The organism is Streptomyces sp. NPDC038135 (assembly GCF_055601245.1).
On record NZ_JBVJXS010000016.1, the window covers coordinates 95,376 to 110,878 of the forward strand.

General features: G+C 72.6%; 16 protein-coding genes. 9 read left to right on the plus strand and 7 right to left on the minus strand.

Annotated features, from left to right (window positions below):
- Positions 1-486: 486 nt before the first annotated feature.
- A complete protein-coding gene (locus ACZ7JA_RS35585) occupies positions 487-1,059 on the plus strand; it encodes a GNAT family N-acetyltransferase (RefSeq protein ID WP_389305600.1) in 573 nt (190 codons plus the stop codon).
- Positions 1,060-1,254: 195 nt separating this feature from the next.
- Here ACZ7JA_RS35585 and ACZ7JA_RS35590 read toward each other — a convergent pair whose 3' ends face one another.
- Together ACZ7JA_RS35590 and ACZ7JA_RS35595 are read right to left on the minus strand one after the other, a co-directional pair.
- Positions 1,255-1,650, minus strand: coding sequence for a VOC family protein (locus ACZ7JA_RS35590; protein ID WP_470812550.1), 396 nt, complete (start codon positions 1,648-1,650; stop codon positions 1,255-1,257).
- Between the two features lie 251 nt (positions 1,651-1,901).
- Complete coding sequence (locus ACZ7JA_RS35595; protein ID WP_389305596.1) at positions 1,902-2,234, minus strand: hypothetical protein; 333 nt, start codon at positions 2,232-2,234, stop codon at positions 1,902-1,904.
- A 1,088-nt stretch (positions 2,235-3,322) separates the two neighbouring features.
- On the opposite strand from ACZ7JA_RS35595, the gene ACZ7JA_RS35600 reads away from it, so the two are divergent.
- The 4 genes from ACZ7JA_RS35600 to ACZ7JA_RS35615 all read left to right on the plus strand — a co-directional run bounded on the left by ACZ7JA_RS35600 (position 3,323) and on the right by ACZ7JA_RS35615 (position 5,219).
- A complete protein-coding gene (locus ACZ7JA_RS35600; protein WP_351672193.1) occupies positions 3,323-3,535 on the plus strand; it encodes a hypothetical protein in 213 nt (70 codons plus the stop codon).
- A gap of 346 nt (positions 3,536-3,881) precedes the next feature.
- Complete coding sequence (locus ACZ7JA_RS35605) at positions 3,882-4,139, plus strand: helix-turn-helix domain-containing protein (protein WP_351672191.1); 258 nt, start codon at positions 3,882-3,884, stop codon at positions 4,137-4,139.
- An 8-nt stretch (positions 4,140-4,147) separates the two neighbouring features.
- Positions 4,148-4,915 (plus strand): IS3 family transposase, encoded by a 768-nt coding sequence (locus ACZ7JA_RS35610; RefSeq protein ID WP_470812553.1) that lies wholly within the window; start codon positions 4,148-4,150, stop codon positions 4,913-4,915.
- Between the two features lie 10 nt (positions 4,916-4,925).
- Positions 4,926-5,219, plus strand: coding sequence for a hypothetical protein (locus tag ACZ7JA_RS35615; protein ID WP_470812555.1), 294 nt, complete (start codon positions 4,926-4,928; stop codon positions 5,217-5,219).
- A gap of 133 nt (positions 5,220-5,352) precedes the next feature.
- On the opposite strand, the gene ACZ7JA_RS35620 is transcribed toward ACZ7JA_RS35615, so the two are convergent.
- Positions 5,353-5,703: a helix-turn-helix domain-containing protein gene (locus ACZ7JA_RS35620; protein WP_351672186.1), complete on the minus strand. Its 351-nt coding sequence runs from the start codon at positions 5,701-5,703 to the stop codon at positions 5,353-5,355.
- A 323-nt stretch (positions 5,704-6,026) separates the two neighbouring features.
- On the opposite strand from ACZ7JA_RS35620, the gene ACZ7JA_RS35625 reads away from it, so the two are divergent.
- The gene (locus tag ACZ7JA_RS35625) at positions 6,027-6,503 is read left to right on the plus strand and encodes a hypothetical protein (RefSeq protein WP_470812557.1); all 477 of its coding nucleotides are present in this window, start codon (positions 6,027-6,029) and stop codon (positions 6,501-6,503) included.
- Between the two features lie 213 nt (positions 6,504-6,716).
- Here the strand turns inward: ACZ7JA_RS35625 and ACZ7JA_RS35630 are convergent, their stop codons facing one another.
- The 4 genes from ACZ7JA_RS35630 to ACZ7JA_RS35645 all read right to left on the minus strand — a co-directional run bounded on the left by ACZ7JA_RS35630 (position 6,717) and on the right by ACZ7JA_RS35645 (position 10,666).
- On the minus strand, positions 6,717-7,289 hold the full coding sequence (locus tag ACZ7JA_RS35630) for a dihydrofolate reductase family protein (RefSeq protein WP_389305588.1): 573 nt from the start codon (positions 7,287-7,289) through the stop codon (positions 6,717-6,719).
- A gap of 516 nt (positions 7,290-7,805) precedes the next feature.
- Entirely contained in the window at positions 7,806-9,350 is a 1,545-nt protein-coding gene (locus tag ACZ7JA_RS35635; protein ID WP_470812559.1) for a BN159_2729 family protein, read from the minus strand.
- Entirely contained in the window at positions 9,347-9,946 is a 600-nt protein-coding gene (locus tag ACZ7JA_RS35640) for an RNA polymerase sigma factor (protein WP_351672178.1), read from the minus strand. The genes ACZ7JA_RS35635 and ACZ7JA_RS35640 overlap by 4 nt, the downstream gene beginning before the upstream one ends.
- Positions 9,947-10,360: 414 nt before the next feature.
- On the minus strand, positions 10,361-10,666 hold the full coding sequence (locus tag ACZ7JA_RS35645; protein WP_393439671.1) for a helix-turn-helix domain-containing protein: 306 nt from the start codon (positions 10,664-10,666) through the stop codon (positions 10,361-10,363).
- A 220-nt stretch (positions 10,667-10,886) separates the two neighbouring features.
- Here ACZ7JA_RS35645 and ACZ7JA_RS35650 point away from each other — a divergent pair, with 220 nt between their 5' ends.
- The 3 genes from ACZ7JA_RS35650 (at position 10,887) to ACZ7JA_RS35660 (ending at position 14,876) form a co-directional block, all read left to right on the plus strand.
- On the plus strand, positions 10,887-11,390 hold the full coding sequence (locus tag ACZ7JA_RS35650; protein ID WP_389305583.1) for a transcriptional regulator: 504 nt from the start codon (positions 10,887-10,889) through the stop codon (positions 11,388-11,390).
- A gap of 1,411 nt (positions 11,391-12,801) precedes the next feature.
- The gene (locus ACZ7JA_RS35655) at positions 12,802-13,041 is read left to right on the plus strand and encodes a hypothetical protein (protein WP_351672172.1); all 240 of its coding nucleotides are present in this window, start codon (positions 12,802-12,804) and stop codon (positions 13,039-13,041) included.
- Positions 13,042-14,312: 1,271 nt separating this feature from the next.
- On the plus strand, positions 14,313-14,876 hold the full coding sequence (locus ACZ7JA_RS35660) for a dihydrofolate reductase family protein (RefSeq protein ID WP_389305579.1): 564 nt from the start codon (positions 14,313-14,315) through the stop codon (positions 14,874-14,876).
- The last annotated feature ends 627 nt before the right edge of the window (positions 14,877-15,503 follow it).

A 15,503-nucleotide genomic window follows, 5' to 3' on the forward strand; every position in this document is an offset into this window, starting at 1 on the left:
CCTTTCGGGGGCGCTCGGTACGCCAGGACCGCGATACGCGTGGAGGCGGGTCCCCGTGTCGTGCACGGGGACCCGCCTCCACTTCCCGAGCGCTGGGCAGGCCTTGCACCTGCATCTCCCCGCAGGAAGCGGGGCGTCTTTCCTTGGACCACCAACGCAACACCAGTCGGCCGGAGTTCCGGCGACCAGCTCAAGATCCATTGTAGTGCATGCCGCCGCAGCTGTGCGGCGGCCGGCCTGCCGAGGCCGGCTGCCGGGGCGGCCTCGGGCGAGAGGGCCGCCGGTCACCGGGAGTCCCGGTGCCTGCAGCTGCCTGCCGGCACATCGGCGCGATCGGCGTCGAAGCGCGGCGGCCGGCCGTGACAACCGGGCACGAAGCTCCTGCCGTGTCGGGCGGGGGCTCCTGCCGTGCCCGTGCCGTGTGCGTGACCGCCGTGCGGGGCGGGGGCTGACGCGTGGGCCGCAGTACCCGGCAGGATCGGTGCCATGGACTATCGACATGCCGTTGCGGCCGATGCCCCGGCCGCGGCCGAACTCTTCGCGGCCCATCACCATGACGCGCTCACCGAGCAGGAGCGTGCGCGGCAGGGCTTCGTGCAGGGCAGCTTCGATGCCGGCACACTGCGCGCGATGGCCGAGGACGGGAGCCTGCTCGTCGCGGACGACGACGGCCGCCTGGCCGGGCTGCTCGGTCTGACCTCGCCGCAGCACACACACGGTGCGCCCCCGCCGGTCCAGGCACTGCTGGACCGGCAGGACTCGCTGAAGTGGCAGGGGCGCCCGCTGCGTTCGACGCCCTTCCTGCTCTACGGGCCTGTCGTGGTCGCCGCCGCCTACCGCGGGAAGGGAGTGGCGAGGGGACTGTTCACGGCGGCCCTCCGGGCGGCCTCGCCACGAGCCGAGGTGATGGTCGCCTTCATCGAACGGGCCAACCAGGCGTCGTGGCGCGTCCACGTGGACGGCTTCGGCATGGTCCCCCTGGGAGAGTTCACCCTGGGCGACCGGGTCTACGGCGTCGTCGGCGTCTCCACCCGGCCCGCGGCCGCGCCCGGCGCCTGAGCAACCCGGCGGCTGCTCCCGCCGCGACCCGCCACGGCGGTGTGCCCGCGGCCTGGAGCTGCCGGACGATGCGAGGTGGACGGGCGGTCGACGCGACAGGGGCCCCTGCCGATACCCACCCGTGGGCTGGTCTGCTCGCCGGGCGGCGGGAGGGACCTTAACCGCTGGTGCCGGGTGGACGATGTCAGTGGCCGCTCAGGCTCGGCTGCGTTCCTGCACCAGCTTCACGCGGTGCCCTTCGGGATCGCGCAGCCAGGCGTATCGAAGGCGGCCGTCCGGCGAGTCGGTGGGAGTCGTCAGGGGCTCGCCTCCCACGTCGAGTGCCGCCCGGTGCAGGCTGTCGACGTCGTCGCACCACAGCACGACCTCGGTGTTCTCGCCGGGTGTCGTGGCGATGCCGAACAGTTCGTCGCCCACGCGGGCCGAGGTCAACCCGATCCGCACCCCGGCGGCCTCGACTTCGACCTGGTGCGGCTCCCCGTCCGGCGGGAACCGGAAACGCTCGGGCATCCCCAGGCGGCGGAAGAACGCCGCGCAGCGTTCGACGTCGGCGCACCACAGGTTCACCTGGACAGCGTCGAACTTCGCCATGTCCACACGCTACTGCAGCGCCCGCCCGCCCCCCAGACTCCACTTCCTCCCCTCCTCTCCCCCGCCGCCGCTCCCCCGCGGCCGCTGCTCTCCGGTGCGCGGACCGGCCGCACACCGCGGGGCGGGGCGTGCGAGCACACCGCTTCGTGCACGACCCCGCACAGCCGGGGGCGACGCCGACCGACGGGCCGCCGCCCGCGGTCAGGGGCGCTGACCGCGGGCGGCTCGGATGTGGTGTGGACTAGAGGACGTCAGTCGCAGTCCCAGTAGGAGCCGCGGTAGTGGTTGCCCCACCGGTACTGGCCCCAGTTGTCCCAGCGGTCGTAGCGGCAGTGGTTGCGGTGACGCCAGCGGTCGGAGCGGTCGAAGCGGCCGTAGCGGTCGTAGCGGTCGTCGTCGCAGCCCCGCCGCCACTCGTCGAAGTGGCGGGAGCCGTAGCCGTGGTGGTTGCCCGGGTGGAACGAGGGCGCCACTGCCGTCGCGTGGACCGCCGCCGGAGCCGCGGATGCCTCCATCGAGAGAGGCGCCATGACAGCGCCGGCCGCAAGAAGCGTGCCCGCTACTGCCTTAGCAATGGTCTTCACCTGATCTCCTTTCAAACACCAGGGCTGGTTTAGCCCTGCCGCTGATCTAGACGCTACACAAACACACCTCGATTTGTTGCGGACTGAGTTCCCATCACTTTTGCGGAGCATGCGGGCCTGATTTCGAAAATGGCAGCTCAGCGGCACCTTCGTACCCCTTTCCGGGAATCCGCGCCCTGCCCGGAGAAGGCGTCCGACCAGGTGAACTCCCGCGTATCGCAGGGTGGTTCGGGAGGGTGCGAAACTGTGCGCCTGATGGCGTTAATGCGGTGCCGGAAATGCTCCGGGTTTTTCGGAGTCGCGTGATGAGAAATGGTGTGGCGGCCTGCGGTGGAGGCGACGGAGGCGGGTTTGTGTGCTGCCCCGCTTTTCGTGGAGCGCGTTTCTCGCCGCAGGTGCCTGCCGGCTGCCCCCGGGGAGTGAAGGACACGCGGGGCTTGGCGTGTCGCCGTCCGCGCACCGCACGGCGGTCACGCAGGAGCGCGGGCAGCCCCCGGGGGGCTCCCGGGCGGTGCGGCGCGCGGCCGGCGCCGGGGGGATGACGGTCCGGGGCCCCTCCGGTCGGCCGGGGTCCCGGGAGAGGCGGTTTCGGCGGTGATGGACCTCGGTGCGCTTCCGAGTGGAGAGGGCTCGGGGGGGGCCGCCTCCCCTCAGGGGCGCCGTCCTCGTGCCCGTGCACGCTGTCGGCCTGCTGGGGAGCGGTGGCCGCAACACGCCTGAGGGGGTGCGGGGTTGGGCCCCAGAGGCATGGAATGGAACAGGTACACGCTTTTGAACGGATGTCGGATATAGGCGGTTTGCGCTGCCCCTTCGTCTTCCGCTACCGTCCACGCTCTCCGGACGAATCGTCCAGAGACTCCGGACGGCGGGGTTGCGCATGGTCCCGCCGCCCGGAGTGACCGTTCCCGTACGGGATCCGTGCGACGCCGTCGCGCCCGGTCCGAGGCTCCTGCAGTGGCCGGCGGATCTGGTGGTCGGTGGCGTCGCACGGGGGTGGAGCGCGGCCGGCGGCGGCAGTTGGTCTGTTCGCCGCCGGCCGCGGGCTCCTGATTTCGCGTACATCCTTCCTTCCTTGAAAGGCTGTTCCCATGAACAACGACCTGCTTGAGGCCGAGACCGCCGAGCTGCTTCCCGGCCGCGAGGCGCTGGGCAAGTTCTCGTTCAGCTTCACGAAGATGACGACCGTCTCGAAGAAGATCGCGCACGTGGACGCGCACAACGAGTCGATGGCGCTGAACCAGAACTCGCCGTTCGCGGTCGCCCAGTCCCAGGCCTCCCAGGCCATCAGCGTCCACCAGTAGTACGGCCGCTGACGCAGGGGCAGGCCCTTCGGGGCGTGCCCCTGCGGTGCCGCGAGGGCCCCGGGGCTTTTTCGCCCGGCCTGCCGGGCGGTGGACACGGGCCGGCAACTCGTGCCCGTGTCCGCGTCCCCGCCGGTGCCGGACGCGCACTGCCAGCCGCCGGCGCCAGGGCCCTTGCGGCGCCACCGGTTCAGAAAAGGCACCGGCGCGGGGGCGGAGCCGGCCCCTGGAACTCTTGTGGGCGGCGGACCCGGTGGCATCCGCCGGCGGACGCGAGGCGGTGAACCGACCCTCGCGCAGGCTCTGTTGTCCGTCCTTCGGCGCCGGCATCGACGAGTGGGATCCAGTGAGCGCTTCTCACCCCGCGGCCTTGCGCGCCCGCGCGGAGCAACTGGCCCTGGAAGGCCACCCGGTGAAAGACGTGGCACGGCAACTGGGCGTCTCCCCGGCAACCGTCTACCGCTGGCGGCGCTCGGGGATGTCCGGGCCGGACCTGGCACAGGCGCGCGCCCGCATCGGCGAGTTGGAGAGGGAAGTCCTCCTGTGCCGCGAAGTCATCGCCACCCTGCGGCAGATGATGCCCCCAAAAGACGGTACGAGGTGATGCACCGCATGGCGTCGCACGGTTTCCCGGCCCGCCGGACGGCCGCGCTCCTCGATGTCTCGGAGTCCGGCTACTACGCCTGGCGCACCCGCACGCCCTCCCCGCGCGCCCTGCGCCGGGCCTGGCTGACCCGTCTGGTGCGCGGCATCCACCGGGAGTCCGGCGCCGCCTACGGATACCGCAGGGTCGGACAGGAACTCCGCGACCGCTACGGCATCCACCTCAGCGACGCCACCGTGGAAGCCCTGATGAGAGCGGCCGGGCTCCGCGGGCGGGCGGGGCGGCTGCCCGCAACCGCCCCGGCGGGAGGCGCCCGTACGCCCCGCCGGCGCTGGATCGTCGACGTCCGTGCCTTCACCACACCTCCAGGCCCCCTGTATGCGGCCGTGGTCCTCGACGCCGCGTCGCGCCGCCTGATCGGCTGGAGCACCGCCGCGACCGCGGACCGCGCCCTTGTCCACCGCGCCGTCATGGCCGCCGTCACCCGCGCCGCCCGTCACGGCGAACCGGGCGCCGCGGCCGCCTGCGAGCCCTTGCCGGCCTGCTCCTTCACGGCGCGGGCCGGCTCCCTCGGCTGCGCGCCCGTCCGCGCGGGCGTCGGCGACCGCGAGGACCACGCGGTCGCCGACGCCTTCTGGGACACCGTCCACCGCACCCTGCCCGCCCCGCCCTCCTGGCCGGACACGCACGTCGCGGAGAGCGGGCTCAGCACCACCTTCGACCGCTTCGCCCGGCAGGCCTTCGCCGCCGGGCCAGTGAGCCCACCCGCACCGTAAGGCGGATCCCTTGGACACGACCCCCGCTGCGCCCGCCACGAGCCCCCGGCCCGACCGGTCCGGCATCCACTCCGGTCAGGACACCTCCACCGCCCACGCCCACCGGCTGCGCCTGTACGGCGCCCTGGACCGGGTGTGCGTCCCCCTCGCCGCCGCCGACGTCCAGGCCGTGTTCAAACTGGCCGAACTCGACTGCGTCACCGTGCACGCCGTCATCGACTGGATCACCACGGCCCGCACACTCGAACCCTCCCCGCACCCGCACCCGCACCCGCACCCGCAGACGCATCCGCTCCCGGGGTGAGGGGCCCCGGCGTGCCGGCGGGCCGGAACGCATCCCCCTTCTCCACGGGCCCCTTCTCCACGGGCCCCTTCTCCACCAGGGCTCCGCGGGACAGCTGCTGGGCCCTGCTCCGGCTCTGGGGGGTTCTGGGGGTCTACGGGGTGCCGTTGGCGTGCAGCAGCGACTCGACGAGGACGGCCACGTGCCGGCGGTCCGCCGGGCTCAGCTTGTGCACGCTCGCGATGAGGATCGCCACCTCCGGATCGGCGGCCTCGGGTGCGTCCTCGAGGTACAGGTGGACGCCCGCGGCCTCGGCGGCGGCCCGCTGCACCGGCGCCACCGGGATGCCCAGTCCCTTGGCCAAGCCCTCCAGAGTGGTCTGCTGCGGCATCTGCGCCAGCCGCTCCGACGTCGCCAGATGGTGGACCGTCGAACGGGAGATGCCACCGCGGCGCGCTACATCGCTGTAGGACCAGCCGTACTGGTCCAACTTGTGCTTGATCATTTCCTGCAGTGTGTTGGGCACGCCGGTTCTTCCTGTGGAGAGGGAGTGACCGCCTGTCGATGAGTCTAACGGCCCTACCGCCGGGGCGTTCCGCACCTTCTTCTCCCCCGGCGCCCTGCGCTACCCTGCCCGCCGACTTCACGTCATGATCGACCACCCCGGAAGGCGGCCCGTCCGGCGCCGTGCCGGGACCGGGGTGCACCGCCGTTACGGCGAGCAGCGGCCCCCGGCCCTCCCCCGGCCCTTGCCACGGCGGGACCCCAGGGGCCGTACCGTGCGCTGCGGATCCGCGAGATCACCCCGGTGACCGACGGCGTGGGACGATGGCGGCCATGTCGGGTCAGGTCTGGGGGTCGCTCATATCGCTGGGCGGTGTCGTCCTCGGCGGTTCGCTGTCCTACCTCGTCCAGCACAGGACGCAGCTCTCGGCGGAACGCGCCGAACAGCAGCGGCAGCAGCTCTCCTTGTCGGAGGCCCGGCGGGCGGAACGGCTGGCGTTGCTGGAGCGGTTCGTCGAGGTGGGGGCCGAGGCCGAGCGCGCCGCCTTCGGCCGGCCTGCCGAGTGGGACGACACCCACGAGTGGTTCCTGACGACCCGGGACGTCATGAACAGGCTCTGGGTCGCCGAACGCCTCGTCCGCATCCAGTTCCCCCTGCCCGTGCACGACGCGGCACGCGCCTACTTCCTCGACCTGAACAAGACGGTGTGGGAAGGCCTGCCGGACGGCGAGAGCGTGCGGGACTACCTGGAGGACAACCGGCTCGCGTTCCTGGACGCAGCCCGCACCGTCATGGGATAGCGCACCGCACCGCCCCGCCCGGTAGACCCCTTTTCACGGGCCAGCCCGGCTTTCGGCCGGGCCCGGCGGGCGGGCCCCGGCCCCTTGATGGCGTCGGCGCCCTGGACGAGGACGCCGGACGGGATCGGCTCGGTGGCCCGGCCGCGGGGGGGGGGGGCGGGCGAGGACGCGCCGGTGGAGCGGCGGCCCGGAGGGGGCTTGGAGGGGGCTTGGTCAGCGGACGACGTCGAAGACGTTCTTCTGCAGCCCGTTGGCGTAGACGTCGTGCTCGACCAGCTTCAGCTTCTGGGTGTCCTTGTCCGTGGTGCTGAAGAGCCGCTTGCCCGCCCCGAGCAGGAGCGGGAAGACGAGCAGGTGGTAGCGGTCGATGAGGCCGGCGTCCGCGAGGGCCTGGTTCAGGCGGGCGCTGCCGTGGACGATGATCGGGCCGCCGTCGGTCTCCTTCAGCGCGGCGACCTCCTCCAGTGAACGCAGGATCGTCGTCTCCCCCCAGTTCGTCACGAGATCGGCCTCGGTCAGGGTGGTCGACACGACGTACTTCGGCATCAGTTTGTAGTCGGCGAATTCCTCCATGGCGGGCCACACCGGGCTGAACGACTGATAGCTGGTCCGGCCCAGCAGCATCGCGGTGGCTTCCTTCTGCTCACGGCCCTTGATGTCGAACGCCTCGGGGAGGAACTCGATGTCCTTGAACGTCCAGCCGGAGTTCCGGTAGCCGGGTTCACCGCCCGGGGCCTCCACGACACCGTCGAGCGAGATGAAAGCGGTACTGATCAGGGTGCGCATCGTGGTTCCTCGGTATCTCGTGATCTCGTGGGTTTTCAAGCCGACTCGGCCGGCGCCCGCGGCGACCGCCCTCGCCGCCGCCGCGCACCAACCATGGACTCTGACTGCCGATCATGAAGGAACTCATCGGCCGAGCGCCGCCCCCTTTTTTTCGGGGCCGACCCGGCGCACCGGACATCTCGAGGAGCCGGATCCGCGGCACCACCCGGCCGGGGTCCGTCGTCCGCGGCTTCTTCAGCCGGTGCGACAGCACCAGCGCCACGGTCACGCGTGAGCGTGAGCTTGATCGTGCCCTGACCGTCGTCCACGCACGCGCACCCCTACGGCCCACCCCGCTCTTCCTCGACCACACGCACCTGCCTCGACCTCGACACCCACCGTGCAGGGCAACCCCCTCCCCCCGGCAGCCGGGCTGCGGCATGGGGCGGGCGGCCGCTCTGCCGTGCGGTGGGGCGGTGTTGAGGGTCCGGGACCGCACGGGGGCGGCGGACGGTGTGAGGTGCGAGATGGGTGTGGTCAGCCTGTTTCGTGGTGGTCGGAGGGCGCGGCGGCGGGGGTGAGGGGCCCGTTGGCCACCGCGATGGAGGTGAGCGGGTAGGACGGGTCGTCGGCGCCGCCCAGGGTGACAAGAGGGATGTCGTCCTCCTGGCGCCGGCCGTGGTGGTGCCAGGTCTGGCCGTGGCGGTCGGTGTGGGCGCGGGCGAGGTCGTAGACGCGGCCCCCCAGAAGGAAGGGGTCGGTGGCCTGCTGCGCCGCCTCCTGCAGGAGACGGGGCACGGCCTCCGCGGTGAGACGGACCTCCACACCGTCGAGGCGCCCGGTGGCGGTCTGCACCCATCCGCTGCGGCGGGTCGGCGCGTCCAGCGGCGCCCCGATCGCGGTCAGCCAGTACTCCCAGTCGCCCAGCGACACAGCGTGGATGTGGACGTCGACGCGTTCATCGTCCGAGGCGATCTGCGTGACCTCGAGCCGGGCCGCGTTCTCCGCCCGCAGCCTGGCCGCCGTGACCGCGGCCGAGGACGGCGCCTGACCCCCGCCGTCGGCCGTGCGCGGCCCCTGGACGCCGGTGCTCCGGGCGGGGGCCGGTTCGAGTGCGTCCGACTGCCGGGCGGGAGCCGCGGCGGGTACGGCGGCCTGCTGAGCCGCGGCCGGTACGGCGGCCTGCTGAGCCGGGGCCGGGGGCTGGGCGTGGCCGCCGTCGGCGGTGTGCCCCTGCTGGGCGCCGGCGCTCGGGGCGGGGGCCGGGACGCGGGCGGCGGCCTGCTGGGCGGGGACCGGTTCGAGCGCGGCCGGTTGACGGGCGGCGGCCAGGGCGGGCGCGGCTGCCGGCTCGGCCACGGCCAACTCCTGGGCCACGACGGACTCCTGGGCCACGACGGACTGCCGGTCCGGGGCTGACTGCCGGGCCGGAGCCGACTGCTGGGCCGGAGCTGACTGCTGGGCAGTGGTGGGTTGCTGGACCCGGGCCGGGGGCTGCCCCTGGCCGCTGGCGGCGAGGCGCGGCTCCCGGGCGTCGTCGGCGGTGTACGGCTCCCGGGCGTCGTCGGCGGCGTGCGGCTCCCGGGCACCGGCGCTCGGGGCGGGGACCGGGACGCGCGTGGCGGCCTGCTGGGCGGGGACCGGTTCGAGCGCGGCCGGCTGCGGGCCGGGAGCCGGGGCGGCGGTGCGGGGCGGGGCGTCGCCGGACTCGAGTGGGTCCGCGCCCGCGGGGTGAGGCTCGCACGCGCCGAGGATGCGCAGCGGGCGGAGTGTTGCGGGCGGGTTGGGGGTGGCGTCCTCGCCGGCGGGGGGTGCGGTGACGGCCTCCCAGCGGGCCGCTGCGCCCGGTACGGGATGCGGCTCGGTGCCGGTGGCCTCGTATCCGGCGTCGCCGGGTTCCGTCCCACCCGCGGGGGGCGGGGTCCGGTGCTGTTGTCTGAGGCGTCTGAGGGTGTCGGCGCCGCCGGTTTCCACCAGGCGGCCGCGAGCGTTGAGATCGGCGATGAAGGCGTGGGCGAGTTCACTGAGCCGCGCGGTGAGTTCCCGCTCCAGGTCCGTGTCCTTGCCGTAGTCGATGGTCATGCCACAGCTCCCGGGTAGGCCTTGCGGAGGGAGTCCAGCGCGCGCCACTGCAGTGTTTTCACGGCGCCGTCGGTGGTGCCCATGGTGCGGGCGGTCTCGCGGACGGACATCTCGCCCAGGAACCGCAGCCGGATCACGACCTGCTGACGGGGCGTGATCTCCGACAGGGCGTGATGCAGGTCGTCGAGCGCGAGCGAGGACAGAACGGTTTCTTCAGGATCGCTCACCACCGGCGCCCAGGCGTCTCCCACCTGGGTGATGTGGTCGACGAAGGTGAGGTTGCGGGTCGTCGCGGTCTTGAAGTGGTCGGCGACCGCATGGCGTGCGATGGTGCACAGCCAGGCACGGATCGACGTACCCGTCCACGTGAACGTGTTGATCTTGATCCAGGCCTTCATGAAGACGTCCGCGGTGAGGTCCTCGGCCAGCGCCGTGTTCGATCTGACGCGCCGTCCGATGAGGGTGGCGATGACACCGTGGTGCATCCGGTACAGCTCGGCGAAAGCCTCGCGATCGCCTTGCTGGGCGCGGACGACGAGGGCCGATTCCCCCGGGGCGCCGCCGTCGGGGGCGGCGTCGTGAGCTGGAGTGGTCAAAGCAGTGCTCCCGGTCGTAGGGAAAGAAGTGAGGTGAGGTGAGGGCTGCCGGCACGACGTGCGGCGGCCGAAGCGGGGACACCGCCCGCGCGCCGCGAGCCCCTGGGGGGGGACGGAACCGGGCCGGCTCCCGGCCGGCCGTGCGCCGGCCGAGACCCCCGCAGCACCGGGTGAAAGGGGCCGGGCCGGGTGAGGACCGGCCGGGTGAGGACCCGGCCGGACGACGGGCCGGGCCCGCTCCCGGTCCGCCGGCCTACCGGCCGAGGCCCCCAACCCCGGGTGAGGGCCGGGCCGTTCCCGGAGCACCGCCTGCCGGCCGGGCCCCCGGGCGCCGGATGAGAAGCAGGATGGTTCCCCGGACGGCCGCATACCGGCCGGGGTCCCTGGGCCCGGTGCGGGCCTGGGGGTCGATGCTCAGTCGGCCGCGTGCCCGCCGAGGTCCCCCGGCCGCAGCCGGTGCCGCTCCCGGGCAGGCACACGCCGGCGCTGCGGAAGACTGCGCTGCAGCGTCCGCGGGTCGTCGTAGACGAGCGCGTCGAGCCGGACGCTGTAGGCGTCGCGCAGCGTCCACAACGTGGCCAGGCTCGGCTGTTTCGTACCGCTCGCGAGCCGGTGGAGCGTCGACCTGCTGATACCGGTGCGCTGCGCCATGTCGGCGACGCTTTCGTCACCCAGCTCCCTGGCCCTGAGCAGGAGCGTGGCCATATGGAGGCGAAGCATGGTCAAAAGACCCCCTCAGCAACGTGCAGCCGTGCGGCTGACCCACACGCGCGCAACATATGCAAGTTGCCGGAAATGAGTGACGCAAGGGTATTTTGATTCGCACACGAATACGAGATTCGGGATGTGGCCTGCACAAATGCCGATCTAGGTTGTGACCTGCAAAGGTGCACGCGTGCAACCAGCATGTGACAACATGCCCGCGCGCTACCCTCCGACCATGCGGAGTGCGAAGGATTCCCCCCACGAGAGCCGGACCAGACGACAGGCCCAGGCCCAGCGGATCGGCGCCTATCTCACCCAGGCCGCGACAGCAGCCGGATACGACGTCCGCCGGCGCCACGGCGGCCGGGCACAACTGGCAGCCGCGACCGGTCTGAGCCTGACCACCATCAGCCGGACCCTGGACGGCAAAACATTGCCGCTGTCCTCGCAATTGACCACGTGGGCCACCGTCCTCAACCTCGATCACCGCAAAGTCCTGGTCGAGAGCGGCCTCATTCCCGAGCAGCGGGGACCCGAATCACCACGCCGCGGACCGGCCCCGACGGCACTCTCACCCGACGAAGCCATGACCGCATGGAAAATCACCGACCCCATCATCCGCAGGACACTGAACGGAAGCATCGTCCACGCGATCGAACTCCAGGCGGAAATCGACGCCGCCACCCGATACGAAGCCCCGCACGACAATCCCCACAGCACATGGCGCACCCGCAGATGACACCCCTCCCGCCCAGCCCCAGCCCCAGCCCCCGCCCCCGCCGGGGAGCGCCGCCCACCGGCCGCCGCCGCACGCACCGGCCACCCTGGCCGGCGGGGTGTGCGAGGACAGGACAGGACATCACCGGCCCGGCCCGGCACCACGAGACACGCACCGGCCGGTAACACCAAGCCGACGGGCGGGCAGCAGCGTGCGAACCGGCCGGGCTGCATCAGGCGAGCCGACCAAGAGAACACCAGACGCGCGGGCCGGGGTGCGCCGACTGCCGCCACGCCGGTCCCGCCACCACCCAGCCAGCAGGCACGCGGACCGGGCTGCGTCAACGACGACGTTCTCGTCGTGCTTGTCGAAGGGTCGCCCGTCGAGCCGCTCGGAGAGGTACAGGTCGCCGTAGATCTCGCCGCGGGGCGAGCCGACCACAGAGCACCAGATGAGCGGGCCGGTAGCGGCAGGCGAGCCGGCCAGTCTGCGCCGAGCGAGCGGGCCGGTGCGCGCCGACTTCCACCGCACAGGACACGGCGATCCGACATTGCGCCCAGCCGGTCCCCCCACCACCCAGCCAGCAGGCGCGGAGGCCGGGCTGCGTCAGGCGAGCCGACCAGGTAGCACCAGGCCGGTACCGGCAGGCGAGCCGACCGGACTGCAGTAGCACCAGGCCAGCAGGCCGGTACCGGCAGGCGAGCCGACCGGGCTGCACCGAGCGAGCGGGCCGAGGTGCGCCGACTTCCGCCACGCCGGACACGGCGTCCGACGCCGCGCCCGGCCGGTCCCGCCACCGCCCCACCCAGCCAGCAGCCACGCGGGCCGGGCTGTGAAGCGTGCGTATGGCGTACGGAAAGCGTACGGAACCCTGCGCGGGCCCGTATGACCCCGGCGCTGCTGTCTGTGCTGACGAGTCAGTTTCCACGTAGTCCCCGCATCAGGCGAGCCGGCCGGGTAGCGCCAGGCGAGCCGGCCGGGCTGCGCCGACGTCCGCCGCGCGGGCACGGCGGTCCGACGCCGCGCCCGGCCTGCCACCGCCCAGCCCCGGCGGGCCGGTGACAGCAGGCGAGCCGGGCCGGGGGTGCGTCGGGCGAGCGGGCCGGGGTGCGTCAACTGCCGCAGCCGGGGGCCGGTGGCCCGGCGCGACCCGGGCGGGGCCGGCCCGGGGGCCCCGGGCTGCCGTGGCACTGCGATCGTCACCGTCGTGTCCGCGGCCGCGCCGAAATCGAGCACATGCGCGCCCGCCGGGTCCGCCCCCCTCGGCAATGCCTCTCCCGCTAAGCTCGGCGGAATCTTCCCGGAATCCCGTGCCACCACGGCTCACGGACACCGGAAGAACGGGGAATATCCTCCTGCCGCGCCACATCCAGCGGGCCGAAAACGGCCACGCCGAGAGGGGTATCAGGTGCTTGTCGTACACGGAGCCCCCGTGACCGCTGTCGTGCGCAGCCACACCGGCGAGGCGGTGGTACTGCTTTCCGGCGACACGCTGCGGCAGGAACCGGAGAAAACGTTCACCGACATGATCGAAGCCGCTACCGCCGTACTCAACGCCGCAGAACTCAAGACCGTCCGCACCACCGTCCCCACACTCGGCACCGGCCCCCCGGATTACCATGTCCACGTCCACGGAAACGAACTGACGGTCTACCGACTGACCGACAACTGAACTCCTCACCCGGCGAAGAACACGATTCGCCTCCCCCCTTTCCGTGGCCGCGCCGTGCCGTGCCCTGCCGTGCCGTGCCGTGCCGTGCCGTGCCGTGCCGTGCCGTGCCGTGCCGTGCGGCAGCCTGCCCTTCCCGGTGAAACACCGCACCGGGCGGCCGGGTTTCCCCGGGAAATGATCTCGGCAGTCCTTTTCCCACCGGGGCTTCGCGCCACAGGGCAGGGCGGACGGCGGGCCGTCCCGCGGGCGCACGGTGGACGGACGGCGTCAGACCGCCCCGCATGCTGCACCCGATGAGAACGAGAACGCGGAAAGGGCCCGGGACAGCGCAGGCGGCGAGGACCCGGCACAACCACCTCTGCCGTGACATGCGTCAGCGGCGGAACGAGCAACCTCGTGATCCCGGCCTCCACGGCCGCACCGTCATGGCCGGAACGAGCACCGACCATCAGCGCCTCACCGGACGCACCGGGCCGCCCCAGGGCCACACGGCAGATCACCGGGCCCGGACTGCGCGCACCGCACTCGAAGGACAGAACACAGTCGTCGACGTACGCGTCGCGTCCAGACCCGCCCTCGCGAAGCCGGGACGGATGTCGACGTGGATGTCACCGACGATCCCCCCCCCGGCCGCCCCGGAGCCCCCAGGAGACCGGGTTCGACATCGACGGCGAACAAGCTGTCAGCGGCCCTCGCGCACAACCCCGTCCATCGCCCTCGGCCACCATGCAGTCCACTCCCGCGGCACCGCTCCAGCGGTCACAGCCGCCCCGATGGGCTGCAGCGGACAAGCCAGCCCCGCGCGGCCCCGCGCGGCCCCGCGCGGCCCGGGGACGCTCCCCCGCCACGCTCGAGACCGCGCTGATCCGCTCCGCCCCACACCGCGAACGCCTCCCGCCCCACCCCGTGTGCCAGCGAACGCTCCATCCGCCACACGCCGGTCGCCGCCCGCCCGCGCACCGCACCCCGCATCGGGGCGACGAGCGCTTCGACCCGGTCGAGGAGAACGGAGCCTCGCACAACGGCACGGATTTCCCGGGTCCCGCAGGCGGGCGAGCAGAGCACACACCGGGTGCCATCCGCCCACCAGCACGTCCCCTCTCCGCCGAGCCACCGGCCGCCACCCCCCACCCCATACCCCCCGACGGAGTCGCCCCGCACCGAACAGCCCCACCCCGCCCCACGCCGCCCACGGGAGTGTCGCGAGCCGTGATGAGTTCCGCGACGCGCGGCAGTCCTACTGTCGAACCCCGCACCCAGGAGGACACCCGATGCGCAGCGTGACCTACTCGATGAGCGTCTCACTCGACGGCTACATCGTCGGACCGGACGGCAACTTCGCCTGGACCGCACCCGACAAGGACGTCTTCCGCTTCTGGATCGACGAGATCCGCCAGGTCGACGTCCACCTGCTCGGACGCCGGCTCTACGAGACGATGCTGTACTGGGAGACCGCCGACGAGGACCCCACCCTCGACGCCCCCGAACGCGAGTGGACCGCCCTGTGGAAACCACTGCCCAAAGTGGTCTTCACCACCACCCTGCACACCCTGCAGGGCCACGCCCGCCTCGCCACCGGCACCCTCACCGAAGAGATCGAACGCCTACGAGCCGAACCCGGCGACGGCGACATCGCCATCGGCGGCGCCACCCTCGCCGCCCACGCCGCCGCATCCGACCTCATCGACGAATACCGCACCGTCATCTACCCCGTCCTCGTCGGCGGCGGCACCCCCTACTTCCCCCACCACGAACGCCGAGTCAACCTCCAACTCACCGAAACCCGCACCTTCAACTCCAACATCGTCTACCTCCGCCACCGCGTCATCCGATAAAACCCACCCGCCCCGACCCCCCGCCCACCCAGCCACTGACCCCACAACACCCCCCCACGACAACAACCCCCACACCCCAGCCCGACCAGCCCCGCACCACCCGCGAACGAACCGCACCCCATTTCCCCGTAAGGCCGCACCACCACACCCAGAAGCAGCGCACACCCCGTAAGGCCGCACCACCACACCCAGGAGCAACGCACACCCCGGCCGGGCGGGCGCGCCCGAGGCCGGGCGGGCGCGCCCGGCGGCGGCGCATCATCATCGCGGCCCGGCGTCCCGCGGCGCCCGCCTCGCCGAGGCCAGGGACACCGCGAGGAAAGCGGCATACCGCCTCGCCTGGTGAAACGGCGCCCGAAAGCCAGAGCGGGTCTTACGCGGGGACGCGAACAACAAACGCCCTGACCGGAAGCGTCCGTGCGCTCGGTGAACGAGCCGCCGTTCGAGACCATGGCAACGCCGGCACCCCCCCGGCAGGCCGCCCTCAGCCCCAGCCGGATCCGCTCAACCGCCGGTGCCGCCCTCGCCCTCAGCGCAATCCGGGAGGCGATCACCGCAGAGTGAACGGCGAAGCGTGCCGGCCCGTGCCGACGCGGCTGCCCATGCTGACTACCGGACGTGCGTCGA